Annotated in this window: 20 protein-coding genes; 14 read left to right on the top strand and 6 right to left on the bottom strand. The window is 66.8% G+C overall.

Going from position 1 to position 23,855, the window contains the following annotated elements; all coding sequences use genetic code 11:
* Positions 1–5: 5 nt before the first annotated feature.
* A complete protein-coding gene (locus E7V67_006020) occupies positions 6–506 on the bottom strand; it encodes a hypothetical protein (protein ID WUR14661.1) in 501 nt (166 codons plus the stop codon).
* Positions 488–673 carry a hypothetical protein gene (locus tag E7V67_006015; protein ID WUR14660.1) on the bottom strand — a complete coding sequence of 62 codons (186 nt, stop codon included), beginning with the start codon at positions 671–673 and terminating at the stop codon, positions 488–490. Before E7V67_006015 ends, E7V67_006020 begins: the two co-directional genes overlap by 19 nt.
* A gap of 157 nt (positions 674–830) precedes the next feature.
* On the opposite strand from E7V67_006015, the gene E7V67_006010 reads away from it, so the two are divergent.
* The 13 genes from E7V67_006010 to E7V67_005950 all read left to right on the top strand — a co-directional run bounded on the left by E7V67_006010 (position 831) and on the right by E7V67_005950 (position 14,716).
* Positions 831–1,097, top strand: coding sequence for a PEP-CTERM sorting domain-containing protein (locus E7V67_006010; GenBank protein ID WUR14659.1), 267 nt, complete (start codon positions 831–833; stop codon positions 1,095–1,097).
* A gap of 131 nt (positions 1,098–1,228) precedes the next feature.
* A complete protein-coding gene (locus E7V67_006005; GenBank protein ID WUR14658.1) occupies positions 1,229–2,590 on the top strand; it encodes a DUF2807 domain-containing protein in 1,362 nt (453 codons plus the stop codon).
* A 271-nt stretch (positions 2,591–2,861) separates the two neighbouring features.
* The gene (locus E7V67_006000; GenBank protein WUR14657.1) at positions 2,862–3,731 is read left to right on the top strand and encodes a BadF/BadG/BcrA/BcrD ATPase family protein; all 870 of its coding nucleotides are present in this window, start codon (positions 2,862–2,864) and stop codon (positions 3,729–3,731) included.
* Between the two features lie 3 nt (positions 3,732–3,734).
* Positions 3,735–4,469: a GntR family transcriptional regulator gene (locus E7V67_005995; protein ID WUR14656.1), complete on the top strand. Its 735-nt coding sequence runs from the start codon at positions 3,735–3,737 to the stop codon at positions 4,467–4,469.
* Positions 4,466–5,578, top strand: coding sequence for an N-acetylglucosamine-6-phosphate deacetylase (gene nagA / locus E7V67_005990; protein WUR14655.1), 1,113 nt, complete (start codon positions 4,466–4,468; stop codon positions 5,576–5,578). Before E7V67_005995 ends, nagA begins: the two co-directional genes overlap by 4 nt.
* A complete protein-coding gene (locus E7V67_005985; GenBank protein WUR14654.1) occupies positions 5,568–6,581 on the top strand; it encodes an SIS domain-containing protein in 1,014 nt (337 codons plus the stop codon). The genes nagA and E7V67_005985 overlap by 11 nt, the downstream gene beginning before the upstream one ends.
* Positions 6,582–6,610: 29 nt before the next feature.
* Positions 6,611–7,963, top strand: a complete 1,353-nt coding sequence (locus E7V67_005980; GenBank protein WUR14653.1) for an extracellular solute-binding protein — start codon at positions 6,611–6,613, stop codon at positions 7,961–7,963.
* Entirely contained in the window at positions 7,960–8,823 is an 864-nt protein-coding gene (locus E7V67_005975) for a sugar ABC transporter permease (protein ID WUR14652.1), read from the top strand. The genes E7V67_005980 and E7V67_005975 overlap by 4 nt, the downstream gene beginning before the upstream one ends.
* The gene (locus E7V67_005970; protein ID WUR14651.1) at positions 8,820–9,623 is read left to right on the top strand and encodes a carbohydrate ABC transporter permease; all 804 of its coding nucleotides are present in this window, start codon (positions 8,820–8,822) and stop codon (positions 9,621–9,623) included. Before E7V67_005975 ends, E7V67_005970 begins: the two co-directional genes overlap by 4 nt.
* 34 nt (positions 9,624–9,657) lie before the next feature.
* Entirely contained in the window at positions 9,658–10,959 is a 1,302-nt protein-coding gene (locus E7V67_005965; protein WUR14650.1) for an MFS transporter, read from the top strand.
* Positions 10,959–12,071: a sn-glycerol-3-phosphate ABC transporter ATP-binding protein UgpC gene (gene ugpC / locus E7V67_005960; GenBank protein WUR14649.1), complete on the top strand. Its 1,113-nt coding sequence runs from the start codon at positions 10,959–10,961 to the stop codon at positions 12,069–12,071. Before E7V67_005965 ends, ugpC begins: the two co-directional genes overlap by 1 nt.
* A 67-nt stretch (positions 12,072–12,138) precedes the next feature.
* Entirely contained in the window at positions 12,139–13,449 is a 1,311-nt protein-coding gene (locus E7V67_005955; protein ID WUR14648.1) for a tetratricopeptide repeat protein, read from the top strand.
* An 82-nt stretch (positions 13,450–13,531) separates the two neighbouring features.
* Entirely contained in the window at positions 13,532–14,716 is a 1,185-nt protein-coding gene (locus E7V67_005950) for a DUF5009 domain-containing protein (protein WUR14647.1), read from the top strand.
* 227 nt (positions 14,717–14,943) lie between these two features.
* Here E7V67_005950 and E7V67_005945 read toward each other — a convergent pair whose 3' ends face one another.
* The 3 genes from E7V67_005945 to E7V67_005935 all read right to left on the bottom strand — a co-directional run bounded on the left by E7V67_005945 (position 14,944) and on the right by E7V67_005935 (position 19,748).
* Positions 14,944–16,122, bottom strand: coding sequence for a heparan-alpha-glucosaminide N-acetyltransferase domain-containing protein (locus tag E7V67_005945; GenBank protein ID WUR14646.1), 1,179 nt, complete (start codon positions 16,120–16,122; stop codon positions 14,944–14,946).
* Positions 16,053–17,021 (bottom strand): glycosyl hydrolase, encoded by a 969-nt coding sequence (locus E7V67_005940; GenBank protein WUR14645.1) that lies wholly within the window; start codon positions 17,019–17,021, stop codon positions 16,053–16,055. The genes E7V67_005945 and E7V67_005940 overlap by 70 nt, the downstream gene beginning before the upstream one ends.
* 69 nt (positions 17,022–17,090) lie before the next feature.
* Positions 17,091–19,748: a TonB-dependent receptor gene (locus tag E7V67_005935; GenBank protein WUR14644.1), complete on the bottom strand. Its 2,658-nt coding sequence runs from the start codon at positions 19,746–19,748 to the stop codon at positions 17,091–17,093.
* Between the two features lie 381 nt (positions 19,749–20,129).
* Between E7V67_005935 and E7V67_005930 the strand changes: the two genes are divergently transcribed.
* Positions 20,130–20,867 (top strand): GntR family transcriptional regulator, encoded by a 738-nt coding sequence (locus tag E7V67_005930; protein WUR14643.1) that lies wholly within the window; start codon positions 20,130–20,132, stop codon positions 20,865–20,867.
* A gap of 181 nt (positions 20,868–21,048) precedes the next feature.
* Here the strand turns inward: E7V67_005930 and E7V67_005925 are convergent, their stop codons facing one another.
* The gene (locus E7V67_005925; protein WUR14642.1) at positions 21,049–23,805 is read right to left on the bottom strand and encodes a pitrilysin family protein; all 2,757 of its coding nucleotides are present in this window, start codon (positions 23,803–23,805) and stop codon (positions 21,049–21,051) included.
* Between the last annotated feature and the right edge of the window lie 50 nt (positions 23,806–23,855).

Genomic DNA, 23,855 nt, shown 5'->3' with positions numbered 1-23,855 from the left:
GGTCCCTAGCGCAGCGCGGGCGGCAGCGGCAACGGCTTGAACTTGGCGCAGTAGATCTTTGCCTGGCGGTTGGCATAGACGATGCGACCGCCCGTCCGCGTTTCGCGCACCGGGTACCTGGAACGGTCGATTTTCGCATAGCGCACGCCATCCTGGGCAGCAATCGCCGCTTCCAGCTTTTCCGGCGTCGCGTCGGCCAGTGCGCCAACGAAGCTGTAGGGCCAGCTTTCGTCGCTGACCATTACCTCGCGGATGGGGAAGCCCCACAGCGTGGCCTCGGGCGTGCGGAACCAGTAGGCGCCGCCTTCGCGCTTGTAGGGCTGGCCGAAGAAGCGCACCATGTAATCGAAATAGTAGCGGTTGGAGGTCTCGTCGCGGCACAGCAGGCCGTTGCCGAGCACGGTGCCGAAGTGGGTGGGAACGGCCGCGGCAGCCGTGCCGGCCGCCAGCAGCGCGCCGGCGAACGCGAGCGACGCCAATGCGCGCACTACAGCTTCTGCAGCCATGCGCGATTGGCGTTGATCCTGGCCTTGGCGGCGGCTGGCAGCGCTTCGTAGCAGCCCGGATACTGCTTCAGGGCGCTTTCGCGTATCTGCTTTTCCGCACCATTGATCAGGAAGACGTAGAGCGTCACGCCCTCATCGGTTTTCCTGGTCCCTAAGTACTTGATCATGTTCTCGCATCTCCAGCGACCATTATGACACCACCGCGCGCGCCCGACAGCCCGGGACACCCGTCTGTTACTTCTGGACGCAACATTTTTCACGTTTTGATTATCATGATTGCACTATCTGTGTCATAATAGAAATATCTTCAATCATTTTCCGCCCATGAAAACCCTGCTCGCCTCTCTCAGCCTGGCGCTCGCCTGCGCCGCCGCCCAGGGCGCCGAACCGGTGCCGGTGATCGATCAGCCGGGCCTGACCCAGGCGGACGACACCCCGGCCGCCGCCGACACCTCCGCCGTGACAGCGGCCGCCGCGCCAAGCCCGGCCACGGCCGTTCCGGAACCGGGCGTGCTGCCGATGCTGGCCATCGGCATCGTCCTGGTCGGGCTCCGCCTCGGTCGCAAAGGCCGCAACGACACCTTCAAGTAACAGCGCACCGCCTGGCGGCGCTTTTGCGCCGTCCACCGCCCGTTTCCAGCCGTCCATCTCGCGGCGGCCACCTGGCCGGTCCGTTTGGCATATCGTATTGACATCACTCATCAATCGACATGGCCGACATCATGACCAAGCTGCTTGCCACCGCCCTTCCCCTGACGCTTTGCCTGCTGGCCGCCCCGGCCGGCGCCGACACCCCCCGCACCGCCACCGAGACTCGCCAGCCTGGCGCATTCAGCGCGATCGAACTGGCGGGTCCGTTCGACGTGCTGGTCGACACCCAGGCCCCGCGCGGCATACGCCTGACGGGACCCGCGGCGGACCTGGCCGACGTGGAAACCATCACCGAGCGCGACACGCTGGTGGTGCGGCCGCGCCAGCGCAACGGCTGGCACTTCAGCTTCGGCAAGCGGCGCGAAGCGGTCACGCTCGTCATCGGCGCGCCGCAACTGCGCAGCCTGAAGAACGGTGGCAGCGGCGATGTCGAGCTGACGCACTTCCAGGGCGAGCGCCTGCTGCTGACCGCGGCCGGCCCGGGCGACGTGCGCGCGGCCGGCATCGTCGGCGAGCTGACGTTGCGCGTGACGGGCAGCGGCGACGTCGACGTGCGCCAGTTGCGCCCGACCACCCTGCGCGCGCAGTTGAGCGGTCCCGGCAACGTGGCGGCGGCCGGCGTCAGCCGCGAACTGGCCGCGGAACTGACCGGCTCGGGCGACCTGGACGCGACCGAGCTGCGCACCGACGTCGTGACGGCCACCGTGCGCGGGCCTGGCAACCTGTCCCTGCATGGACGCAGCAAGGAAATCCGCGCGACGGTGCAAGGGTCGGGCGATCTGGAGGCCTGCGACCTGGCCGTCGAGGCGGCCAGCGCCACGTTGTCCGGCCCCGGCAATGCCTGCGTCAGCGGCACCATCCGCCAGATGCAGGCCGAGGTGCACGGCTCGGGTGACCTGGAAGCGCGCGGCCTGCGGACGCAGCGCCTGCGCGTCGTGCTGAGCGGCCCCGGCAGCGCCACCCTGGCCGGCAGCACGGACAGCCTGGATGCCGACGTCAGCGGCTCGGGCGACCTGGACGGCCAGGACCTGCAGGTGGGCCGTGCCGTGCTGCGCGCGACCGGCCCCGGCAACATCGAACTGCAGCGCGTCAGCGACAGCCTCGATGGCGAGCTGAACGGCTCGGGCGGCCTGGCGGCGCGGCTGGAAACGCGCAGCGCCAGGCTGACGATGAACGGCCCGGCCGCCGTCACGCTGCACGGCAGGACGGGCACGCTGGCCGCGCAGCTGACGGGCTCGGGCAGCCTGGACGGCCGTGCCCTGCAGGCGGACCAGGCCAACATCACGGTCCGCGGCCCCGGCAGCGCTACCGTGAACGTGCGCGGCAAGATCGAAACGCAGTCGCGCCAGGCGGCCCCGAAAGGGCAGCCGGGCCAGGCGCGGCTGGTGCTGGTGGACCGCCGCGGCATCCACGAGGGCGCCGCCGCCGACTGACCGCGCCGCGCCGTGGCCGCACGATGCCCGGTCGCGACCGGGCAGTTTTGCCGGCGCGCCCGCTGGTATTAGCTCAACCGGTCACATCGAATACCAACTTCAATACCATTACGTTTTGCGCTAATCCCATAAGGATCAATGGCTTATCTCAGCATCCAAGCACAGCAGTTAGTCGTATTAACAACATCTTTCAATACCAGTTAAATACCTGTTGACAAGCTGGTTTGCACGCCCGTATAGTGCCCCACAGCTCCTCACAACCACAGTCAACATGATCGAATATCTCATCGGTGTCGATGGCGGCGGCAGCGGCACGCGGGTGCGCCTGGCCCGCCCCGACGGCACGCTGCTGGCCGAAGGCAGCGCCGGCCCGTCCGGCCTGCTGCACGGCATCCAGAACGCGTGGAAGTCCGTCGAAGAGGCGATCGCGGCCGCCTTCGCCGCCGCCGCCCTGCCCCAGCCCGGGCGCAGCGCGCTGGCAGTGGGCCTGGGCCTGGCCGGCGTGCACAATCCGCAATGGGCCGCCAACTTCATTGCCGCCAATCCCGGCTATGCCGCCGTGGCGCTGGAAACGGATGCCTATTCCACGGTGCTGGGCGCGCATGCCGGCCAGCCCGGCGCCATCATCGCGCTGGGCACCGGCAGCGTGGGGGAAGTCCTGTACCCGGACGGCAGCCGCCGCCAGGTCGGCGGCTGGGGCTTCCCGGCCGGCGACGAAGCGGGCGGCGCCTGGATCGGCCTGCGCGCCGTCAACCACGTGCAGCAGGTGGTGGACGGCCGCGTGCCCGGCAACGCCTTTGCCGATGCCGTCATCGAGGCCTGCGGCGGCAGCCGCGACCGCATCCAGGTGTGGCTGGCCAACGCCAGCCAGACCCAATACGCCCAGCTGGCGCGCATCGTGCTGCAGTTCGCCGACAGCGCCGAGCCGGCGCGCGCCATCATGCTCGAAGCGGGCCGCCAGGTCGCGCTGATCGCCCAGGCGCTGGACGACACCGGCACCCTGCCGATCGCGCTGTGCGGTGGCCTGGGCGAACCGATGCGGCCCTTCCTGCCGCCCGAGCTGCTGGCCGCCGTGGTACCGGCCCATGGCGATTCGGCCGAAGGCGCCCTGCGCCTGATCCAACAACAACTGAAGGAGTAAGCCGTGCTAGCCCAGTTGCGCGATTTCCGTCCCGATGCGTCCAGCGATACCCCTCTCTACATGCAACTGGCGAACAAGCTGTCCGACGGCATCGCCAGCGGCGACTGGCGCGCCAACGAGGCGCTGCCGTCCGAGCGCGTGCTGTCGGAGATGCTGCAGATCTCGCGCGTGACGGCACGCAAGGCGATCGACATGCTGTGCGACCGCGGCATGCTGACGCGCCGGCGCGGCTCGGGCACCTACATCACGCCCAAGCTGGAGCAGCCGCTGTCGCGCCTGACCAGCTTCTCCGAGGAGCTGCGCCAGCGCGGCTTCACGGCCGGCTCGCGCTGGCTGCAACGCGAGATCGGCATCGCCGCGCCGCTGGAGCTGCTGTCGCTGGGCCTGTCGCCGAACATGCCGGTGGCGCGCCTGAAACGCCTGCGCACGGCCGACGACGTGGTGATGGCCATCGAGACGTCGACGATCCCGGCCGCCTACATGCCGAACCCGCACAACGTGACGGATTCGCTGTACGGTTACCTGGAAGCGAACGGCACGGTGCCGATGCGCGCACTGCAGCACATCCGCGCCATCAACGCCAATATCGAACAGGCCAGGCTGGCCAATATCGCCCCTGGCACCGCCATGCTGCACATCACGCGCGTGAGCTATCTGGACAGCGGGGCCGCGGTGGAACTGACCCACTCGTGGTGCCGCAGTGATTACTATGAATTCGTAGCGGAGTCGCGTCGATGAACGATGCCATCAAAGGAAACATACTGACACCGGGCGGCTGGATCCACGGCGCCGTCACCTTCGGCACCCGGGTGGCCGACATCCATGGCGCGAGCGCCGACCCGAAGGGCAATGCGGACGACTACGTCCTGCCCGGCTTCATCGACCTGCACGTGCACGGAGGCGCCGGCAAGGACGTGATGGAGGGCGGCGACGCGATCCATAAAATCGCGGCGATCCACGCCCGCCACGGCACCACCAGCCTGCTGGCGACGACGATGACGGCGCCGCCGGAAGACATCGACGTGGCGCTGGCCGCCATCGGCAAGGCCGTCAAGGAGCGCGGCAAGAACGAGGCGCGCGTGCTCGGCGCACACCTGGAAGGCCCGTACATCAATGCCGGCAAGCTGGGCGCGCAGCCCAACTACGCGCGCGCCGCCACCCTGGCCGAAGTCCAGCGCCTGGAGACGCTGGCCCCGCTGCGCGTGATCACGGTGGCGCCGGAGATCGCCGGCCACCTGGGCCTGGTGCGCGAGCTGGCCAACGAAGGCATGCGCGTGCAGATCGGCCACACGCTGGGTTCCTACGACGACGGCGTGGCCGCGCTGGAGCACGGCGCTTCCGGCTTCACGCACCTGTTCAACGCCATGAGCGGCCTGCACCACCGCGAGCCCGGCATGGTCGGCGCCGCGCTGGCGCATGCGCAGTTCGCCGAACTGATACCCGACCTGCTGCACGTGCATCCGGGCGCCATCAAGACGGCCCTGCGCGCGATCCCGCGCCTGTATTGCGTGACCGATTCCACCGCGGCCACCGGCATGCCGGACGGCGAGTACATGCTGGGCCGGCACACGGTGCACAAATGCATGGGCGGCGTGCGCCTGCCGGACGGCACGCTGGCCGGCAGCACGCTGACCCTGGACCAGGCGCTGCGCAATCTGGTCGGCCTGGGCCTGGACCTGGCCGACGCCTCCGCGCGCGTGTCCACGCACGCGGCCGATTACCTGGGCCTGGAAGACCGTGGCCGCATCACGCCGGGAGCGTGGTCCGATTTCGTCGTGCTGGACCGCGAACTCAAACTCAAAGCCGTCTATATCGAAGGAGAACGTTGTGACCTCAATGATGCTTAAAGAAGCCCTGTCCGCGTCCGAATGCGTCGCGCTGCAACTGGCGCACGACGTGGAGCGTTACGCGGAACTGGGCCGCAAACTGAGGAGCACATCGTTCACCACCGCGCTGACGGTGGCGCGCGGCAGCTCGGACCATGCGTCCAACTACATCGCCTACCTGATCATGGCGCGCCTCGGCCGCATCGTCGCCTCGCTGCCGATGTCGCTCGTCACCTTGCACAAGTCGCCGCTGATGACGCGCGACACCTTGACGATCGCCGTCTCGCAATCGGGCCAGAGTCCGGACGTGGTCGAGCCGATCCGCTACTTCCGCGACGGCGGCGCCACCACCGTGGCACTCGTCAACGACATCGATTCGCCGCTGGCGCAGGCCGCCGAATGGGCGATGCCGCTGCGCGCCGGCAAGGAGCAGAGCGTGGCCGCGACCAAGAGCTTCATCACCTCGCTGGTGGCCGGTGCGCGCCTGGTGGCGCAGTGGCAGAACGACCCGGAACTGCAGGACGGCCTGGCCGCGCTGCCGGAAGCGCTGCACACGGCGGGCCAGTCCGACTGGTCGGCCGCGCTGGACGTGCTGGCGCCGGCCCGCAACATCATGGTCGTCGGCCGCGGCATCAGCTTCCCCATCGCGCTGGAATCGGCGCTGAAGTTCAAGGAAACCTCCGCGCTGCAGGCCGAGGCCTTCTCCGGCGCCGAGATCAAGCACGGCCCGATGGCGCTGATCGAGGAAGGCTATCCGCTCTTGATCTTCGCCACGCGCGGCCCGACCCAGGCCGGCCTCCTGGCGCTGGCCGACGAGATGCGCGGCCGCGGCGCGCGCGTGCTGCTGGCGGCGCCGGCCGACGTGGCCAGGCGCGACCTGACCCTGCCGGTGGCGGCCACGCCGGACCTCGATCCGATCGTCGCGATCCAGGCGTTCTACGTGATGGCGGCGCAGCTGTCGGCCGCACGCGGGCTCGATCCGGACCGGCCAAGGCATCTGTCGAAAGTCACAAAGACTAACTGAGCCAACTGAGCCAACCGACGATGAAGCGCATGCTGATCCTCGCCGGCGCCTTGCTCGCGGCGGGTGCCCTGGCGGCCCCGGTCCAGAAGATCGAATTCTGGACGTTCAGCATGAAGCCGAAATTCACGCCCTACTTCGACGGCATCGTGCGCAGCTACGAGGCGGCCAACCCGGGCGTGAAGGTCGAATGGGTCGACTTCCCCTGGGACATCATCCAGACCAAACTGGTGACCCGCATCGTCGCCGGCACGCCGCCGGCGCTGGTCAACCTGAACGTGCCGTGGGCGGACGAATTCGCCCGCGACGGCCTGCTGCAGCCGGTCGATGCACTGCTGGTGCCCGAGCGCGCGCGCTACCTGCCCAGCACCCTGCAGGACCTGACGTTCGGCGGCAAGACCTACGGCTTCCCGCTGTACAGCAACGTGGCCGTCATCGCCTACAACCGGACGATTTTTCAAGCGGCCGGCATTCCCCATCCGCCGCGCAGCCTGGACGAGCAGCTGGCGTTTGCGCGCCAGATCGCCCAGCGCACCGGCAAGGCCGGCCTGTGCCCCGCCCTGGCCAAGATCGACGGCCTGATGATGCAGCAGGGCCTGGATGTGATTCGCAACGGCCGCGCCGTGTTCAACTCGCCCGCCCACGTGGCGCTGATCCGCAAGCTGGCCGACACCTACAAGGTGGGCGGCCTGCTGAAGGACAGCCTGTTCGCCGAGGATAACTTCCCCGCCGCGATCGACGCCTACAAGGGCGGGCGCCTGGGCATGCTGCTGGCGCCACCGACGGCCGTCGGCCGCATCGCGCTCGACGCCAAGGATGTTTATGCCGTGACCGACGTCGCGCCGGCTCCGCTGGGCCCGACCGGCATCGCCGACGGCGGCTGGCTGATCCACTTCGGCGTGCCGGCCGGCGTCGACAAGGCGTTGCTGCCAGCGGTCGGCAAGTTCGCGCGCTACTTGACGAACGATGCCAACCAACTGGCCTTTGCCAAGGCCGCCAGTGTGTTCCCGGCCGCCGCACGCGCCGCGTCCGATCCGTTCTTCACGACGGTGCCGCCGGGTGCCGGCGCGGCCGAAAAGGCGGTGGCGGCCGGCGCCGTCTCGATGCCGCATTCGCACACCCTGTACGTAGCCGGCGTGACCGACTACGACGAATTGCGGCGCACGCTGGTGAAAGCCGTCGAAGCCGGTGTCACGGGGCGGCAGGATATCCAGCAGGCGCTGGACCAGGCTGTCGCGATCTGGAATCGCAAGCTGACCAAACAGTTCGGACAACAAGTGCCGCAGACGCATTACACACCCAACGGCTTAAAGCCGGGGTCAGACCCGTCGGGTCTGACCCCAGTTTTCGGTTCTGGGGTCTCGAACATGATGGTGGCACCTTGACTTCCCGCACCACCCTCACCGCCTGGCTGTTCCTGGCCCCGGCCCTAGTGCTGCTGGCCGTGTTCTCCTTCTGGCCCGTCGGCTTCGGCTCCTACCTCGCGTTCACCGACTACAGCCTGATCCGCCCCACGCATTGGGTCGGCCTGGACAACTTCCGCTACATCTTCGGCAACGAGATGTTCGTCATGGGCCTCGTCAACTCCGTACTGTTCCTCTTGATGGTGCCGTGCGTGCAGGTCGGCGCCCTGGCGCTGGCGGTGCTCGTCAACAACCAGCTGCCCGGCATCCGCCTGTTCCGCGCCGCCTTCTACGTGCCCGTCGTGACGACGGTCTCCGTGGTCGGCATCATGTGGGGCTTCATGTTCCACGAACAGGGCACGCTGAACTATGTGCTGCTGCTGATGCGCGCGGTGGACGCGCCGGTCGGCTGGCTGTCGCACGATGGCATCGCGCTGTTCGCCATCATGTTCGTGACGATGTGGCGCGGCCTGGGCTGGTACATGGTGATGTACCTGGCGGCCCTGCAGGCCGTGCCGGCGGACATGCAGGAGGCGGCCGTCCTGGACGGCGCCAACCGCTGGCAGCGCTTCTGGAAGATCACCGTGCCGATGCTGCGCCCGACGATCGCCGTCTGCACCATCCTGTCGGTACTGGCCGCGCTGAAGGCCTACCAGGAGGTGGACGTGCTGACCCAGGGCGGCCCGATGAACTCGACCTTCACGGCGCTGTACTACGCCTACGACCAGGGCCTGAAGCACCTGAAGCTGCCGCGCGCGCTGGCGGCCAGCTTCGTGGTCTCGCTGCTGTGCATAGGCGTGGCGCTGTGCTGCCTGCGCTGGCTCAAACCCAAGCACCGATGAAAACCACCCTCCACTACCTGGCGCTGGTCGCCATCGCGCTGCTGTGCGTCTTTCCGTTCTGGTGGACGCTGGTCACGGCCCTGTCCACCGAGGGCAATGTGTTCGCGTTCCCGCCCACGTTCTGGCCGAAGGCGCCGTCGCTGGCCAACTTCGCCGAGGTGTTCCGCGTGATCCCGCTGTGGGACTTCTTCCGCAACTCCGTCCTCATCGCCGCCTGCACGGTGCTGTGGAAGCTGCTCTTCTGCTCGATGGCCGCCTATCCGCTGGCGCGCATGCACTTCAGGGGCCGCAAGCTGGTATTCGGCCTGATCCTGGCGACCCTGGTGCTGCCGTCCGAGGTCAACTTCCTCGTCAACTTCATCACGGTGACCAAGCTGTCGCTGGTCGATACCTACACCGGCGTGATCCTGCCGAACGTGGTGACGGCCGTCGCCATCCTGCTCTTGAAGCAGGCCTTCGAGGAAGTGCCGCAGGACCTGATCGACGCGGCGCGCGTGGAAGGCGCCTCCGAATGGACGATCTTCACCCGCATCATGCTGCCGCTGGTCGCACCCTGGCTGGCTACCGTGGGCATCCTGACGGCGGTGGAGTCATGGAACGAGTACATCTGGCCGTCCATCGTGATGAGCAAACCCGACGAGTTCCCGCTGTCGGTGGGCGTGCTGTACCTGCGCGGCACGTTCGGCAGCAGCACCCGCGTGGTCGCGGCGGGCACGATCCTGACGATCCTGCCCACGCTGGCAGCCTTCCTGTTCGCGCAGCGCTTCTTCATGCGCGGCATGGACGGCGCGGTCAAATAAGTGACAAGAAAAACGCAGACGAGACGAGGAAAACATGGAAAAGCAAAAGAGCCCGCTGACGTGGGTGCCGACGATGTACCTGGCCCAGGGCCTGCCGTTCTTCTCGGTGGCCCTGATCGCCAGCATGATGTTCAAGAGCATGGGCGTGCCCAACGAGGACATCGCGCACTGGACCGCCTACATCGGCATGGCCTGGATCTTCAAGCCGCTGTGGAGCCCCTTCCTGGAACTGGCCAGCAGCAAGAAGCTCGTCGTCGTCACGTTCCAGCTGGCCTGCGGCCTGTTCTTCGCGCTGGTGGCACTCGCCCTGCACCTGCCCTTCTGGCTGGCGGCCAGCGTGGCGATGCTGGCCTGCGTGGGCATCAGCTCGGCCACCCACGACATCGCCTGCGACGGCGTCTACATCACCAGCCTGACGCAAAAGCAGCAGGCCCAGTATGCCGGCTGGACCGGCACCTTCTTCAACGCCGGCCGCTTCATCGCGCTGGGCGGCCTCGTCATCCTGGCGGGCCACCTGGAAAAGTCGCAGGGCATCGTGGCGGCATGGACGACCATCTTCATCATCCTGGCCATCACGATGGTGGCGCTGGCGGCGTATCACAGCTGGGTGCTGCCGCTGGCGAAGAATCCCGTCAGCGAAAACACCACCGTGGCTGGCATCGCCGGCACCTTGTGGGAAGTCATCGTCGATTACTTCAGGAAGCCGGGCATCTGGATGTCGATCCTGTTCATCATCCTGTTCCGCGCCGGCGAGGCGCAGGTACAGACCATCGGCCCGCTGTTCCTGCGCGATGCGCTGGACAAGGGCGGCCTGGGCCTGTCGACCGGGCAGGTCGGCACCGTGTACGGTACCGGTGGCACGATCGCCTTCATCGTCGGCTCGATCGCGGGTGGCTATTTCACCTCGTGGCTCAGCCTGCGCCGCGCGATGATCTTCCTGATCCTGGCGGTGAACCTGCCGAACCTCGTGTTCTACTTCCTGTCCACCTGGCTGCCGACCGACCTGACCGTGATCGGCGCGGCCCTGAGCCTGGAGATGTTCGGCTACGGCTTCGGCTTCGTCGGCGTCATCCTGTACATGATGCAGGTGGTCGCGCCAGGCAAATACCAGACGGCGCACTATGCCCTGTCCACCGGCGTGATGCAGCTGGGCTTCGTGCTGTTCAAGTATTTCAGCGGCGCGATCCAGGCCGCGCTGGGCTACCAGCACTTCTTCATCTGGGTACTGGTGTGCGCCATCCCCGTGACGGTGCTGGCGCTGTTCATTCCGTTGACGCCGCGCGCGCAGCCCGAACCGCCGGCCGAAGTCGAGGCCAGGCAGGCGGCGGCCGGCTGATGGCGGCCCTGTCGCTGCGCAAGCTCGCCAAGCGTTATGGCGAGCACGCCGTCATCCACGGTGTCGACCTGGACATCCGCGACGGCGAATTCGTCGTCTTCGTGGGCCCATCCGGCTGCGGCAAGTCCACCCTGCTGCGCATGATCGCCGGGCTGGAGGAAATCAGCGGCGGCGAGCTGCACATCGGCGGCCGCCTCGCCAACGACGTGCCGCCGGCACGGCGCGACCTCGCCATGGTGTTCCAGTCCTATGCGCTGTATCCGCACATGACGGTGTACGACAACATGGCGTTCGCGCTGCAGCTGGCGGGACAAAAGAAGGATGCGATCCGCGCCGCCGTGCAGCAGGCCGCCGACGTGCTGCAGATCGGCCACCTGCTGGCGCGCCGTCCCAAGGAGCTGTCGGGCGGCCAGCGCCAGCGCGTGGCGATCGGCCGCGCCATCGTGCGCCAGCCCGGCCTGTTCCTGTTCGACGAACCGCTGTCGAACCTGGACGCCAGCCTGCGCGTGCAGATGCGCATGGAGCTGGCGCGCCTGCACGCGCAACTGAAGACGACGATGATCTACGTGACGCACGATCAGGTCGAGGCCATGACCCTGGGCGAGCGCATCGTCGTGTTCAACGGCGGCCGCATCGAGCAGGTCGGCACGCCCCGGCAGTTGTACAACGAGCCGGCCAATCTGTTCGTCGCGGGCTTCCTGGGCACGCCGAAGATGAACCGGATCGACGCCAGCGTGGCCGCCGCGGCGGACACACTGACCGTGCGGCTGGCCGACGGCGCGCAGCTAGCCACCGGCATCCACGCGGACGCTGCGGCGCCTGGCGCCCTTGTAACCATCGGTATTCGGCCGGAGCACGTGCGGGTGGCCGGCGCGGACGCGGGCAACCGCCTGGAGGGCGTCGTCAGCCACGTCGAGTACCTGGGCGACCAACTGCTGGTACATGCCACCGCGCCCGGCGCGACGGCGCCGATCGCCCTGCGGCACGCGGCCGACGGGCCGGTGCCGCGGCCCGGCGACGCCATTGCGCTGCACCTGCCGCCGGGGGCCGTTCACGTGTTCGACGCGGAGGGACGCGCGCTGAAACAGGGTGTTACAAAACTGTCCATTTGAACCACGGTTGCGGGCAATTTTATGGGACAATAAGTGTTTGTCTACTTGATTGAAGGATCATTTCATCATGCCTCAGTTCCGTATCGCTCGCATTAGCCTGCTCCTGGCTGCCATCGGCCTGTCCGCTGTTCCCGCGCTGACCCCTGCCGCCCTCGCCCAGGACAAGGCCGCGGCTCCGGCCGCCGAGGCGCCGAAGGATTCCGTGCGCCCGGAGATCTACAAGCTGGTGGAGCCGGCCCAGATCAAGGCCCTGCTGGAGGCGAAGAACTACGCCGAGGTGCAGAGCCGCCTGGATCAGGCCGAGGCGCTGCCCAACAAGACCGTCTACGAAAACTTCGTGCTGAACCGCATGCGCATCTCGCTGGGTTCGGCCACCAACAACAACCAGATGACGACGACCGCGCTGGAAGCCGTCATCAACTCGGGCAAGCTGCAGCCGTCCGAGCAGCGCGACTTCATCGCCGCGCTGGGCAATATGTACTACAACGCCAAGGACTACCAGAAGGCCATCACCTGGTTCAACCGCTACCAGACGGAGACCGGCGATAACAAGATGCGTCCTTACATCATCCGCGCCCATTACTTCAGCAACGACTTCGCCACCGCCAAGACGGAGCTGATGAAGGACCTGGAGGCGGCGCAGAAGGCCGGCCAGGCGCCGAAGCTGGAGGAACTGCAGCTGCTGGCGAATACCGGCGCCAAGACCAAGGACCAGGCCACCTACCTGCTGGCCGTGGAAAACCTGGTGCGCTACTACCCGAACGACGACTACTGGATCGACCTCCTGAGCCGCACCCAGGGCAAGGCCACCTACTCGACCCGCTTCGCGCTGGACGTGTACCGCCTGCAGAAAGCCGCCGTGTCGAAGATGTCGGCGGAAGACTATGCCGAGATGGCCGACCTGGCCCTGCTGGCCGGCCAGCCGATCGAAGCGAAGCAGGCGCTGGACGCCGGCTTCAACGCGGGCGTGCTGGGCAAGGGTCCGAACGCGGACAAGCACAAGAAGCTGCGCGCCCAGGCCGACCGCCAGGCGGCGGACGACATGAAGAACATCGGCAGCGGCGAAGCCTCGGCGCGCAAGTCGAAGAACGGCACGGGCCTGATCAACCTGGGCTATGCCTACGTGACGATGGGCCAGTACGACAAGGGCATCGCGCTGATCCAGGAAGGCATCGCCAAGGGCGGCCTGCCGAACGCGGAAGACGCCAAGCTGCGCCTGGGCTACTCGTACGCGCTGGCCGGCAAGAAGGACGACGCCATCAAGACGCTGCAGTCCGTGCAGGGCACCGACGGCCGCGGCGACCTGGCCCGCTACTGGATCATGTGGGTGAACCGTCCGGCCGGCGGCGCCGCCGCACCGGCGCAGGCTGCCCAGTAAGCCTTTGCAGTACTTCGCGAAAGCGGGAACGGCCTTGGCCTGACCCGCTTTTTTTACGTCCGTTTAACTCCTGGGGACAGGCATGCCCGCTAACCGCCTCGTCAGCCTCGACGCCTTCCGCGGCTGCGTCATCGCGGCGATGATCTGGGTGAACTACATCGCCGGCATGCCGGGCATCCCTTACTGGCTGGAGCACGCCGGGCCGCGCGCGGACGGCATCACCCTGCCCGACATCGTCTTCCCCGCGTTCCTGTTCATCGTCGGCATCGCCATCCCCCTGGCGCTGCAGCGCGCCGTCGGCCACGTAACGCCCGCCCTGCTGGGCCGCCTGCTGTGGCGAGCCGCCAGCCTGATGGTGGCAGGGGTCGTGCTGGCCAACGCCTACCGCTACGACGCGGCCAGCGCATCGCTGTCCCGCCCCTGGTACTTTCTGCTGTTTTATGCGGCCATGATGCTGCTGTGGCGCCAGCGTGACGAGGGGGCGCGCGCCTGGCCTTTCTGGCTGGGTACCGCGCTGATGCTGTTCCTGCTGGTGTCGTTCCGCGGCACGCTCAACGCGGAATTCGACAGTCCTTACCTGCAGCACACGTGGTGGGGCATCCTCGGCATGATCGGCTGGAGCTACCTGGTGTGCAGCCTGGTCTACCTGGCCGCGCGGGGCGACGGCACGGCCTTGATGGCGGCCCTCGCCGGCCTGCTGGCGCTGTACCTGGGCGGCACGGCCGGCGCGTTGGACTGGCTGCCGGCCGCGGTGAGCGCCTTCGTCAACGTGCCCCAGCTCTTGGGATCGACGGCCGCCAACGTGCTGGCCGGGACCATCGTCGGGCGGCTGTTCGTGCGCGGTGCCGCTGGCGGCCACCGCGAGCGCATCCGCTTCATGGCCTGGTTCGCGCTGGGCCTGTTCATCTGCGGCCTGCTGCTGCGGCCCTACCACGGCATCAACAAGATCCACGCGACGGCGGCCTACACGCTGGTATGCGCCGGCATCGTGCTGGCGCTGTTCCTGCTATGTTACGTGCTGGTGGACGTGTGGGGCTGGCGGCGCTGGACCGTGGTCGTGCTGCCTGCCGGGACCAATGCGCTGTTCGCCTACATCGCGCCGGACTTGTGGGAGCAGCTGGCCGCGGTGCTGCATCTGCCGCGCTGGTGGTGGCCGTATCTTGCCAGCGGCGGTATACCCGGGTTGCTGAATGCGGTCGTCATGACGGTAGCGATGCTGGGGTTGACGGCGCTGGCAAACCGGATCGGCTTGCGGCTGAAGTTCTAGCGCGCGTTGACGCTCGATGCATTGGGGTCTGTCCCCGGTAAGTGTTCGCTTCGGTGCTTGCCTGCGGCGGCGTTAGGGGACTGACCCCGGTTTTGATCGCGACAGCTTGGCGCCGCGGATAAAAACCGGGGTCAGTCCCCTCGATCCGCCGGGGACCAGCGCTGAGGCGAACACTTACCGGGGACAGACCCCAGGCCCATCAAGCACCGCGGCTGAACCGCGCCACGCTACACCTTGATGTAGATGCGCCGCCGGTCCAGCCACCACCCCACCAGCCAGCACCCCAGCATGAATATCACGGCAAACAGCAGCGAAGCCACCTTGGGCGCGGCCAGCGGCGCGAACAGCGTTGCGTACAGCCAGTCATACACGGTAGCGGAGCCGACGAAGGTCTTGACCATGACGATCACCAGCACCTCCGACAGCAGATAAATGAACAGCGTGTTCTTGCCGAACACCTCGAAGAAGTACGTCCCGCGCCGCATGCCACGCAGCTCGATGGCGTACACCAGCAACGGCAGGACCAGCAGGTCCAGCCCCACCGTCAGCAGCACGTAAGACCCGGTCCACAGCTTCTTGTTGATGGGCAGGACGCCGCTCCAGCACAGCGCGATCGCCACGCACGCCACGCCCGCCATCATCAGCTTCGCCAGCGTCTCCCAGCCGGCACCGCGCGCCAGCAACAGGCGCCCGGCATAATAGCCGGCGATGACGTTGACGGTGGCCGGCAAGGTGCCCAGCAGCCCTTCCGGATCGAACGGAATGCCCTCGCCGTGGTACAGGTGACGCTCGCCCAGCAGCCACAGGTCGACCTTGGCCGCGGCGTTGCCGGCCAGCGAATAGTCGCCCCACAACGCCAGCACCAGCCAGTGCCCCGCCAGCGCCAGCACGGCAAAGATTGCCGCGCCGCGCCCCTTGAAGAAATGCAGCACCAGCGCGGCGCTGCCGAAGCACAGGCCGATGCGCTGCAGCACGCCCGGGATGCGTGTGTCCGCCAGGGGCAGCGGTTTGAAGCCGCCGGCACCATCGGGCCCGAAGAACGGAAACCAGTACAGCAGGAAGCCAAGCAGGAAAATCAGCGCGCTGCGCTTGATGACCTTCGCCACCACGGCGCCGTGGCCCAGTGCGGCGTACTTCGGCAGCGCGAACGCCAGCGCATTGCCGACCACGAACAGGAACGTCGGGAAGACCCAGTCGGTCGGCGTGAAGCCGTGCCAGTTTGCGTGCAGCAGCGGCGCGTACACGTGGCTCCAGCTGCCCGGCGTGTTCACGACGATCATCAGCGCGACCGTCAGGCCGCGCAGCACGTCCAGCGACAGGAAACGGGCCTGCGCGCTCAACGCCGCACCGCCTGCTCGAAGGCGCGCCAGTAGGCGCCGGCCGGCACGCCAGGCATCGAGCTGCATCGCGCATCCGCCCCTTTCGCCTCGCATGGCGTATCGCGATCCAGCGACCAGTAATGCAGCCCGGCCAGCCCCAGCTCGCGCACGCCGCGTGCGACGGTGGCGGCGTCCGCCAGCGTGAAGACGTTCTCGACGACGTCGTTCACGCCGATCATCGGCGTCAGTTCGATCTGCGCGAACGGCACGCCGTATTTCGCATGGACGTTGCGCGCCGCCTGCAGGGCGGAAGCGCCCATGTCGCAGCGTTCGCCGCGCAGCACGCACACCTTGCTGCTGGCGGGTCCGTAGTCCATCACCATCAGGTTCAGCAAGTAATCCTTGATGCCGCTGGCGCGCACGGCGGCCAGCACCCGCTCGGCCATCGGATTCAGGCTGGCCTGGCTGCCGTCGGACGCCGCGTGCGTCGCCACCGTGAAGCTGAAGCGCAGGTGCGGATGCTTGCGCTGGGCCACGGCGATACGGTCGGTCAGCGCGCGGATCTGCGCCGGGGTCTGCTCCGCCTCGATGTCGAAGTCGAAGCCGAGCAGCCGCGGCGTGTCGTAGCGGGCGATGAACGCCTCCATGCCGGCGTCGCTGGCGCACGTGAACACGCCGCCCTGGCCGCCGGTGGAGACGATGTAATCGACGCCGGCGCGCTCGAAGGCTTTCGTGTTGGCGTGCGCCACGGCCTGGCCGGGACGGCCGTTCCAGGTCTCGCTGCCGCACTCGCCGGTGGCGAAGGCCCAGGTCAGCGCGGCTGGCCGGCCTGCCTGCGCCAGGAAGGCGCCTTGCGCGACGGTGATGACACTGTCGTCAGGCCAGTACTGCGGCAGGTGCTTGTACGGGCTGACGACGACGGCCGGCGCGGCGTGAACCGCGCCGGCCAGCATCGCCGCGCCGAGGAAGGAAAGAAGGTGACGCATGCTGCACTCCAGAAAGGAAAAAAGGCAGGGCCGGCGAAACCGGCCCTGCCCCGTTGACGCGGTGGCTGCTTACATCTTGCCGCGCACGCCGAAGAAGATCTGCTTGCCGTTCTTGTAGAACGCGCGTGGCTGCTCTTTCGACGAGGCATAGGACTTCAGCAGCGGATCGTTCAGGTCCTTGCCTTCCAGCGACAGCGTCAGGTTTTCGGTCAGGTTGTAGTTGACGGAAGCCGAGACGGTGCCGACATCGTCCTGGTAGATCGCGCTGTTGCGATCCAGGCCATTCAGGAACGCCGACCGGAAGCTGTAGTTCAGGCGCGCGCTGAAGCGCTCGTTTTCATAGAACACGCTGGCGTTGTACGAGTTCTTCGACGTGCCGATCATATTGCAGTCACCCAGGTCGGCGCAGGCCGATTTCGGCGCCTTGGCGCGTTCCTCGCCGTCCGCATACGTGTAGTTGACGTTGAAGCCGAAGCCGTTGCCCAGGTCCTGCACGTACTGCAGCTCGACGCCGCGCACGCGTGCCTTGGTGTTCAGCGCCGCGCTCATGTTGTACGTGGTGACGGCCTTGACGGAGTTGTTGTAGAACTGCGCCGTGGAGGCGCCGTACGTGACATAGGAACCGATGTTCATGTTGTAGACGTTCACGCCCAGCAGCGACTTCGGCATGAAGTACCACTCCGCGCCCACGTCGACGTTGTTCGACATGATGGGTTTGAGGTTCGGATTGCCGCCCGAGCCGGAGTACGTCAGGTCGTTCAGCGACAGCGCGCCCAGTGCGCCGAAGTCCGGCCGCGCCAGCGTGCGGCTTGCGGCGGCGCGCACCACCACGTTGTCCGTCACGTTGGTCTTCAGGTTGATGCTCGGCAGGAAGTCGTTGTACGTGTTCGACGAGCGCACCGGATTCCATACGTTGTTCGGCGAGCCGTTGGCCACGTCGATCTCGGTGCGCACGAAGCGCACGCCCACGTTACCCGTGAAGCGGCCCAGTTCCAGGTCGCCCATCACGTAGGCGGCCGTCGCCTTCTCGCGAATCTGGAATTCGCTCTGGTAGGCATGCTGGTTGAACGACACGTAGGTATCGCCCCACTCCTTCATCGAGTCGCCGGTGAAGGTCCAGCCGCCCTGCAGCACGTTGGCCAGTGGGCTCGTCGGGTAGTTCGTCAGGCCTTTCGGACGGTTGGCCAGCAGGCCGCCGGCCGGTGCGATCGTGCCCTGCAGCCAGGTCAGGTCGCGGTCATGCTTGGCCGCGCGCACACCGAAGTGCAGGGTCGGCACGGCCGCCCACGGCGCCTGCCAGGAACCATCGATCTGGCCGTAGGTTTCCTTGTCCTTGGCCGTCGTGTCCGAAGCCCAGCCACCGAAGAAGTCGGCGCCCGTGCGCGGATTGAACGTGGCGGCATTGTCGACGGTGACGTTGGCCGGCGCACCCAGGCCATGCATCGTCAGGCTGGTGCCCGCATAGGCCAGCCAGGCTTCGTAGCCGTAGTCACGAGCGTAGCCAGTGCCGCGCGTGGTGCCGATCTGGCCGGTGAAGCGCAGCGAATCGCTGGCGCGCCATTGCCAGTCGAAGTTGACGAACTTCGAATCGGAATAGGAACCGGGGCGGGCGATGATGTCCTGCACGGACGGGCCCATGTTGGCGCAGTTCAGGCCTGCCGGGCAGGCGGCCGGGAACGTGATCGACGTGATCTGGTTGCCGGCGATCGTGTAGCTGGACGGCACCACGCCGCCGACGCCCGACCAGTTGTTCGACAGCGCCTGGTACGGCGCCATCATGAAGTTGGCGTTGACGTTGTCGGCATCCAGGCGCGTGTAGAAGCCGTTGATGTCGAAGCTGAAGTCCTTGTTGACCTTGAACTGCACGTCGATCATGCCGCCCTTGCGCTCGCGCTCCTGCTGGAACAGCGAGGAACCGGTCAGCAGCGACAGCCATTTGCCTTCCACCTCGGGGTTGGCCTTGATCCAGTCCGGCGCGATGCCTGGCGTGACCTTGTCCCACCACAGGAATTCCTGGCCCATGCGGCGCAGGGTGCGTTTTTCGTCGAACACCTGGACCAGCACGCCCATGTTGTTCTGTTCGTTCTTCCAGTTCGCCAGCGCGGAGAACTGCGCGTCCTTCTTCTTCGAGCCTTCGCTGTACACGCCCTCGATGGAACCCATCAGGGTGAACGGCTTCTTGAAGCTCAATGGCTTGCGGGTCTCGATGTCGACATTGCCCGAGGCACCGCCTTCGATCAGGTTGGCCTGCGAGCTCTTATGGACGGTAACGCGGCCGATCAGCTCGGACGGGAACATCGAGTAGCTGACTGAGCGGCCGCCGCTGGTGATGTTCGAGATGTACCAGTCGCCGCTGGAGACGGTATGGCCGTTCAGGGTCGTCAGCGCGAGGTTCGAGGGGGTGCCCTTCAGGCTGACGCGGTCGTTCTCGCCGAAGCCGCCTTCGGTGCCGCCGGCGGTGGCGACGGAAACGCCAGGCACGCGCTGCAGCGAGTCGGCGACGCTCTTGTCGGGCATCTTGCCCACGTCTTCGGCCGTGATCACCTCGACCAGCGAGTCGGCGTTGCGCTTCTGGTTCAGCGACTGTTCCAGTGCGGCCCGTACGCCGGTCACGGTGATGACGGTCATGTCCTTGTTCTGGTCGCTGGCTTGCTGGGCGTAGGCCATACCACTGCCGGTGATCAGGATCGCGACAGCGGCCGCGATCGGTGTCAAATTGCGCTTCATGTACTCCCCCTAGAGATGAGCCCCACGGTGCCGTGGTGGCTCGTGCCGATTTTTACCTACGAAAGACCGAACCCGGTTGTTGCCTGCCCAGGCTGGTTTGGTCTCGTCATGCCACTTACAAAACCAATCGAGCGCCAATATACCCCCAACCAATACCAGAACACTACCAATTTCCGTAATTTTTTCGCATGTTGTATTGAAAATACATACCACTTTGGTTACAAGCGTTGCTAGATAGCGCTATCGCAGAGGGAGGACTTGCGAAAGGCTGAGGTGGACCGGTGGGGCATGGTCTTTTTTTGGTATTATCGACGCCGCATTTTCATGCCGCATCCACATCAACGACAGGCGCGCAGCGACGCGACCGGCCCGGGAGAACCAATGAATTCGCTCGCAGAGATCATGCGCAGCATGGAGCAGACCAGTTTGCCCCTGTACCAGCAATTGCAGCGGGCGCTGCGCGAGGCGATCGACAAGCGCATCTTCGGTCCGGACGAGGCGCTGCCGGCGGAACGCCAGCTGGCGGCCGACCTGTCGATTTCCCGCATCACCGTGCGCAAGGCGATCGACGGCCTGGTCGACGAAGGCCTGCTGGTGCGCCGGCCCGGCTCGGGCAACTTCATCAACACACGCATCGAGAAGAATTTCGCCAAGCTGACCTCGTTTTCGGAAGACATGCGGGCGCGCGGGCGCAATCCGCGCAGCGTGTGGCTGAAGCGCTCGGAAGGTACGGTGACGCCCGAGGAAGCCTTGCGCCTGCGGTTGTCGCCGGGCGCGCCGGTCTACCGCTTCAACCGCATCCGCTATGCGGACGAGATCCCGATGTGCCTGGAGTACGCCACCATCGTGGCGGGCGCCCTCCCCTCGCTGGAGGCGGTGGACGTGTCGATGTACGAGGCGCTGGAGAAGTCGGGTAACCGGCCGGTACGGGCCTTGCAGCGGCTGTCGGCCCTGCTCCTGAACGCGGAACAGGCGCAGCTGCTGCAGGCGCAGCAGGGCGACGCGGGCCTGGCGGTGGAACGCCTGGGCTTCCTGCGCGACGGGCGGGCGGTGGAGTTCTGCCGGTCGATCTTCCGGGGCGATATGTATGACTTCGTGGCGGAGTTGAGTACGCCCTGAGGCGGGTGCGGAGACTGGAAACCCAAGGTGTCAGGCACTCATCTTCGAGTCTTCGACGCGAAGATGAGTGCCTGACACCGGTGCAATTTGTGCCGCGGGCCGCAAATCGAAAACGCCGGTGTCAGGCACCGATCTGCGGGTCGCAGACCCGCAGATCGGTGCCTGACACCAGGGGTTCCACTCACTTGCCCTTGGTGTCCCCGGCCACCACGACCGCCAGCCTGGCCGGATCCACATGCCGCCGGAACGCGGCATTGACCTGCTCCACCGTCAGCGCGCGCAGCTTCTGCTCGTGCCGCTTGCTCCACTCCCACGTGCGGCCCAGGTACAGGTAGTTGGTCCAGCCGCCTGCCACCACGCTGTCCTTCGAGCGGTTCTGGATGCGCTGCTGCAGCAGGCCCGATTTGGCGCCCGCCACCTCGGCCGCCGTGAAGCCCTGCTTGACGGCGCGCTCCAGCTCCTCGCGCACGGCCGCTTCCAGCTTTGCCAGGTTCTGCGGCGCCGCGATGGCGCTGATCGAGAAGTGCGCGGCGCGGTCGATGTCGTTCACGCTCAGCGCCGAACCACCGCCATACGACAGGCCGTCCTTCTGGCGGATGCGGTCCATCAGGCGCGACTTCAGGCCGCCGTCGCCGAAGATGAAGTTGGCCAGTTCCAGCGCCGGGTAGTCCGGGTCGTCGCGGCCCAGGTCCAGGTTCAGGCGTGCCGTGTAGAAGCCGTTCTCCTTGTCCGGCGTGACGATGGCCTTGCGTACGGCCGGCTTGTCCACGTTGGCGTCGAGGATGCGCGCGTAGTTCGCCTTGCTGTCCCAGCCGCCCAGCGCCTGCGCCACCGTTTTCGCGGCCGCTTCCTTGTCGAAGTCGCCGACGATCGCCAGCTCGGCATGCGAGGCGCCGTAGAACTCGCGGTGGTAGGCCTTGATGTCGTCCAGGGTCAGCGCCTTGATGCCGGCCAGCTGCTCGTCGACCGTCATGACGGCGCGCGGGTCGCCTTTCGGCCAGTGGTCGAAGTACTCTTCCAGTGCCTGGTTCGCCAGTGCCGGCGGTTCGTTGCGGTTCGCTTCGATGGCGACGATCCACTGCTGGCGCATCTGCTCGAACTCCGCTTCCGGGAAGCTCGGCTCGCGCAGCACGTGCGCGACCAGGCGCAGCGCCGCATCCAGGTGCTCGCGCGTCGTGTCGAAGCCGTACAGGCTGCCCGAAATCTTCAGCTTCGACATCTCGTCCGCCAGCTGCGCACGCGTGTACTTCGTCGTGCCGCGCGTCAGCATCTCGCCGGTGGCGGCGGCGATGAGCGACTTGCCGAACTGGTTCTTCTCGTCGCCCCAGTGCAGGCGCAGGTTGACGGAGACCGCCTCGCCACGGTTCTTCTTCGGCAGCAGCGCCGCCTTGATCGGGCCGATCTGGCGCACTTCGGTGCGCGCCATGATGTTGTCCTGGCTCGGCTCGAAATTCTCCGACGTCAGCGTGCTGTCCTTCGGCTTGTAGTCCTTCAGCACCTCGGCCGCTTCCGGTGCCGGCGCGATGACGGCGCGCTGCGGCGCGTCGTCCGGCAGGAACAGGCCGACGGTGCGGTTGTCGCGCTTCAGGTAACGCCCCGCCGCCTCCGCCACCTGCTGCGCCGTGATCGACGGCAGCGCGTCGCGGCCCTGGAACAGGAGGCGCCAGTCGCCCAGCGCGATGTGTTCGGACAGCGCGATGCCGACCTGCTGCGGATCGTTCAGCGACTTCTCGATCGCGTTGTTATAGGTACGCAGCGTGCGCGCCATTTCCTCGGCCGTCGGCGGCGTCTTGGCGAAGCCTTCCACCGCCTCGACCAGCGCGTCGCGCACCGGCTCGACCGGCTGGCCGGCCTTGACGACGGCGCCGAACAGCTGCAGGCCGGGCGCATAGCCCGTCATGCCGTAGCTGAACACCTGCGCCGCCTTGCCCGTCTCCACCAGCAGCTTGTGCAGGCGCCCGTTCGGCGTGTCGCTCTGGATCTGGCTCATGATGGACAGGCGGTCGCTGTCCGGATGCAGGCCGGATGGCACCTTGTAGCCGACCAGGACGATCTGCACGTCGCCCTTGCGGCGCACCACGTACTGGCGCTCGCCATCCTGCGTCGGCTCGACCGTCCAGAACGGCGGCAGCTTGCGCTTCGGTTTCGGGATGGCGCCGAAGGTCTTGCCGATCCACGCCAGCGTCTGGGCCGGATCGAACTTGCCGGCCACCAGCAGCACCGCGTTGTCGGGCTGGTACCAGGTGCGGTAGAACGCCTGCAGGTTCTCGATGCGCACGTTCTCGATGTCGCTGCGGTTGCCGATCGTCGAACGGCCGTAGCTGTGCCAGTCGTAGGCCACGCTTTCCATGCGCTTCATCAGCACGTCGAACGGGCTGTTCTCGCCGTTCTCGTATTCGTTGCGCACCACCGTCATCTCCGAGGCCAGGTCGCTCTTGGCGATGAACGACTTCGTCATGCGCTCCGCCTCCATCTCCAGCGCCCACTTCAGGTTGTCGCCGCTGGCCGGGAACACCTCGTAGTAGTTGGTCCGGTCGGTCGACGTGGTGCCGTTGAAGTCCATGCCGCGCTCGGCGAACTGCTGCGGGATGTTGCGGTTCTTCGGCGCGCCCTTGAACATCAGGTGTTCCAGCAAATGCGCCATGCCGGTCTCGCCGTAGTTCTCGTGGCGCGAGCCGACCAGGTAGGTGACGTTGACGGTGACGGTGGGCTTGGAAGCGTCCGGGAACAGCAGCACCTTCAGGCCATTGGCCAGCCGGTATTCGGTGATGCCTTCGATCGACGGCCCCTTGGCGACACCCGCGGGCAACACAAGCGAGGCTGGCTTCGCGGCGACCGGCTTGTCAGCGGCGTAGGCGGGAACGAAGGTGACGGAACAGGTGAGGGAAAAACAGGACAGCAGCAGGACTGCCTTGGTACCGCAAAAGCGTGGATTCATTTGGTCTCGCAACGAGCGTTGGCAAAACCGTATCGTACGCTTTTCGGCCG

The sequence above is a fragment of the [Empedobacter] haloabium genome, assembly GCA_008011715.2.
In the GTDB taxonomy this organism is placed as follows: Bacteria; Pseudomonadota; Gammaproteobacteria; order Burkholderiales; family Burkholderiaceae_D; genus Rugamonas; species Rugamonas haloabia.
Note: the sequence above shows the minus strand (reverse complement) of the source record. Positions and strands in the feature narration are given on the sequence as shown.

Bases quoted from the DNA above. Each gene is read 5' to 3' on its own strand.
- E7V67_006020 (WUR14661.1), bottom strand. From the start codon at position 506: ATGGCTGCAGAAGCTGTAGTGCGCGCATTGGCGTCGCTCGCGTTCGCC.
- E7V67_006015 (WUR14660.1), bottom strand. From the start codon at position 673: ATGATCAAGTACTTAGGGACCAGGAAAACCGATGAGGGCGTGACGCTC.
- E7V67_006010 (WUR14659.1), top strand. From the start codon at position 831: ATGAAAACCCTGCTCGCCTCTCTCAGCCTGGCGCTCGCCTGCGCCGCC.
- E7V67_006005 (WUR14658.1), top strand. From the start codon at position 1,229: ATGACCAAGCTGCTTGCCACCGCCCTTCCCCTGACGCTTTGCCTGCTG.
- E7V67_006000 (WUR14657.1), top strand. From the start codon at position 2,862: ATGATCGAATATCTCATCGGTGTCGATGGCGGCGGCAGCGGCACGCGG.
- nagA (WUR14655.1), top strand. From the start codon at position 4,466: ATGAACGATGCCATCAAAGGAAACATACTGACACCGGGCGGCTGGATC.
- E7V67_005985 (WUR14654.1), top strand. From the start codon at position 5,568: ATGATGCTTAAAGAAGCCCTGTCCGCGTCCGAATGCGTCGCGCTGCAA.
- E7V67_005980 (WUR14653.1), top strand. From the start codon at position 6,611: ATGCTGATCCTCGCCGGCGCCTTGCTCGCGGCGGGTGCCCTGGCGGCC.
- E7V67_005970 (WUR14651.1), top strand. From the start codon at position 8,820: ATGAAAACCACCCTCCACTACCTGGCGCTGGTCGCCATCGCGCTGCTG.
- E7V67_005965 (WUR14650.1), top strand. From the start codon at position 9,658: ATGGAAAAGCAAAAGAGCCCGCTGACGTGGGTGCCGACGATGTACCTG.
- ugpC (WUR14649.1), top strand. From the start codon at position 10,959: ATGGCGGCCCTGTCGCTGCGCAAGCTCGCCAAGCGTTATGGCGAGCAC.
- E7V67_005955 (WUR14648.1), top strand. From the start codon at position 12,139: ATGCCTCAGTTCCGTATCGCTCGCATTAGCCTGCTCCTGGCTGCCATC.
- E7V67_005950 (WUR14647.1), top strand. From the start codon at position 13,532: ATGCCCGCTAACCGCCTCGTCAGCCTCGACGCCTTCCGCGGCTGCGTC.
- E7V67_005945 (WUR14646.1), bottom strand. From the start codon at position 16,122: ATGCAGCTCGATGCCTGGCGTGCCGGCCGGCGCCTACTGGCGCGCCTT.
- E7V67_005940 (WUR14645.1), bottom strand. From the start codon at position 17,021: ATGCGTCACCTTCTTTCCTTCCTCGGCGCGGCGATGCTGGCCGGCGCG.
- E7V67_005935 (WUR14644.1), bottom strand. From the start codon at position 19,748: ATGAAGCGCAATTTGACACCGATCGCGGCCGCTGTCGCGATCCTGATC.
- E7V67_005930 (WUR14643.1), top strand. From the start codon at position 20,130: ATGAATTCGCTCGCAGAGATCATGCGCAGCATGGAGCAGACCAGTTTG.
- E7V67_005925 (WUR14642.1), bottom strand. From the start codon at position 23,805: ATGAATCCACGCTTTTGCGGTACCAAGGCAGTCCTGCTGCTGTCCTGT.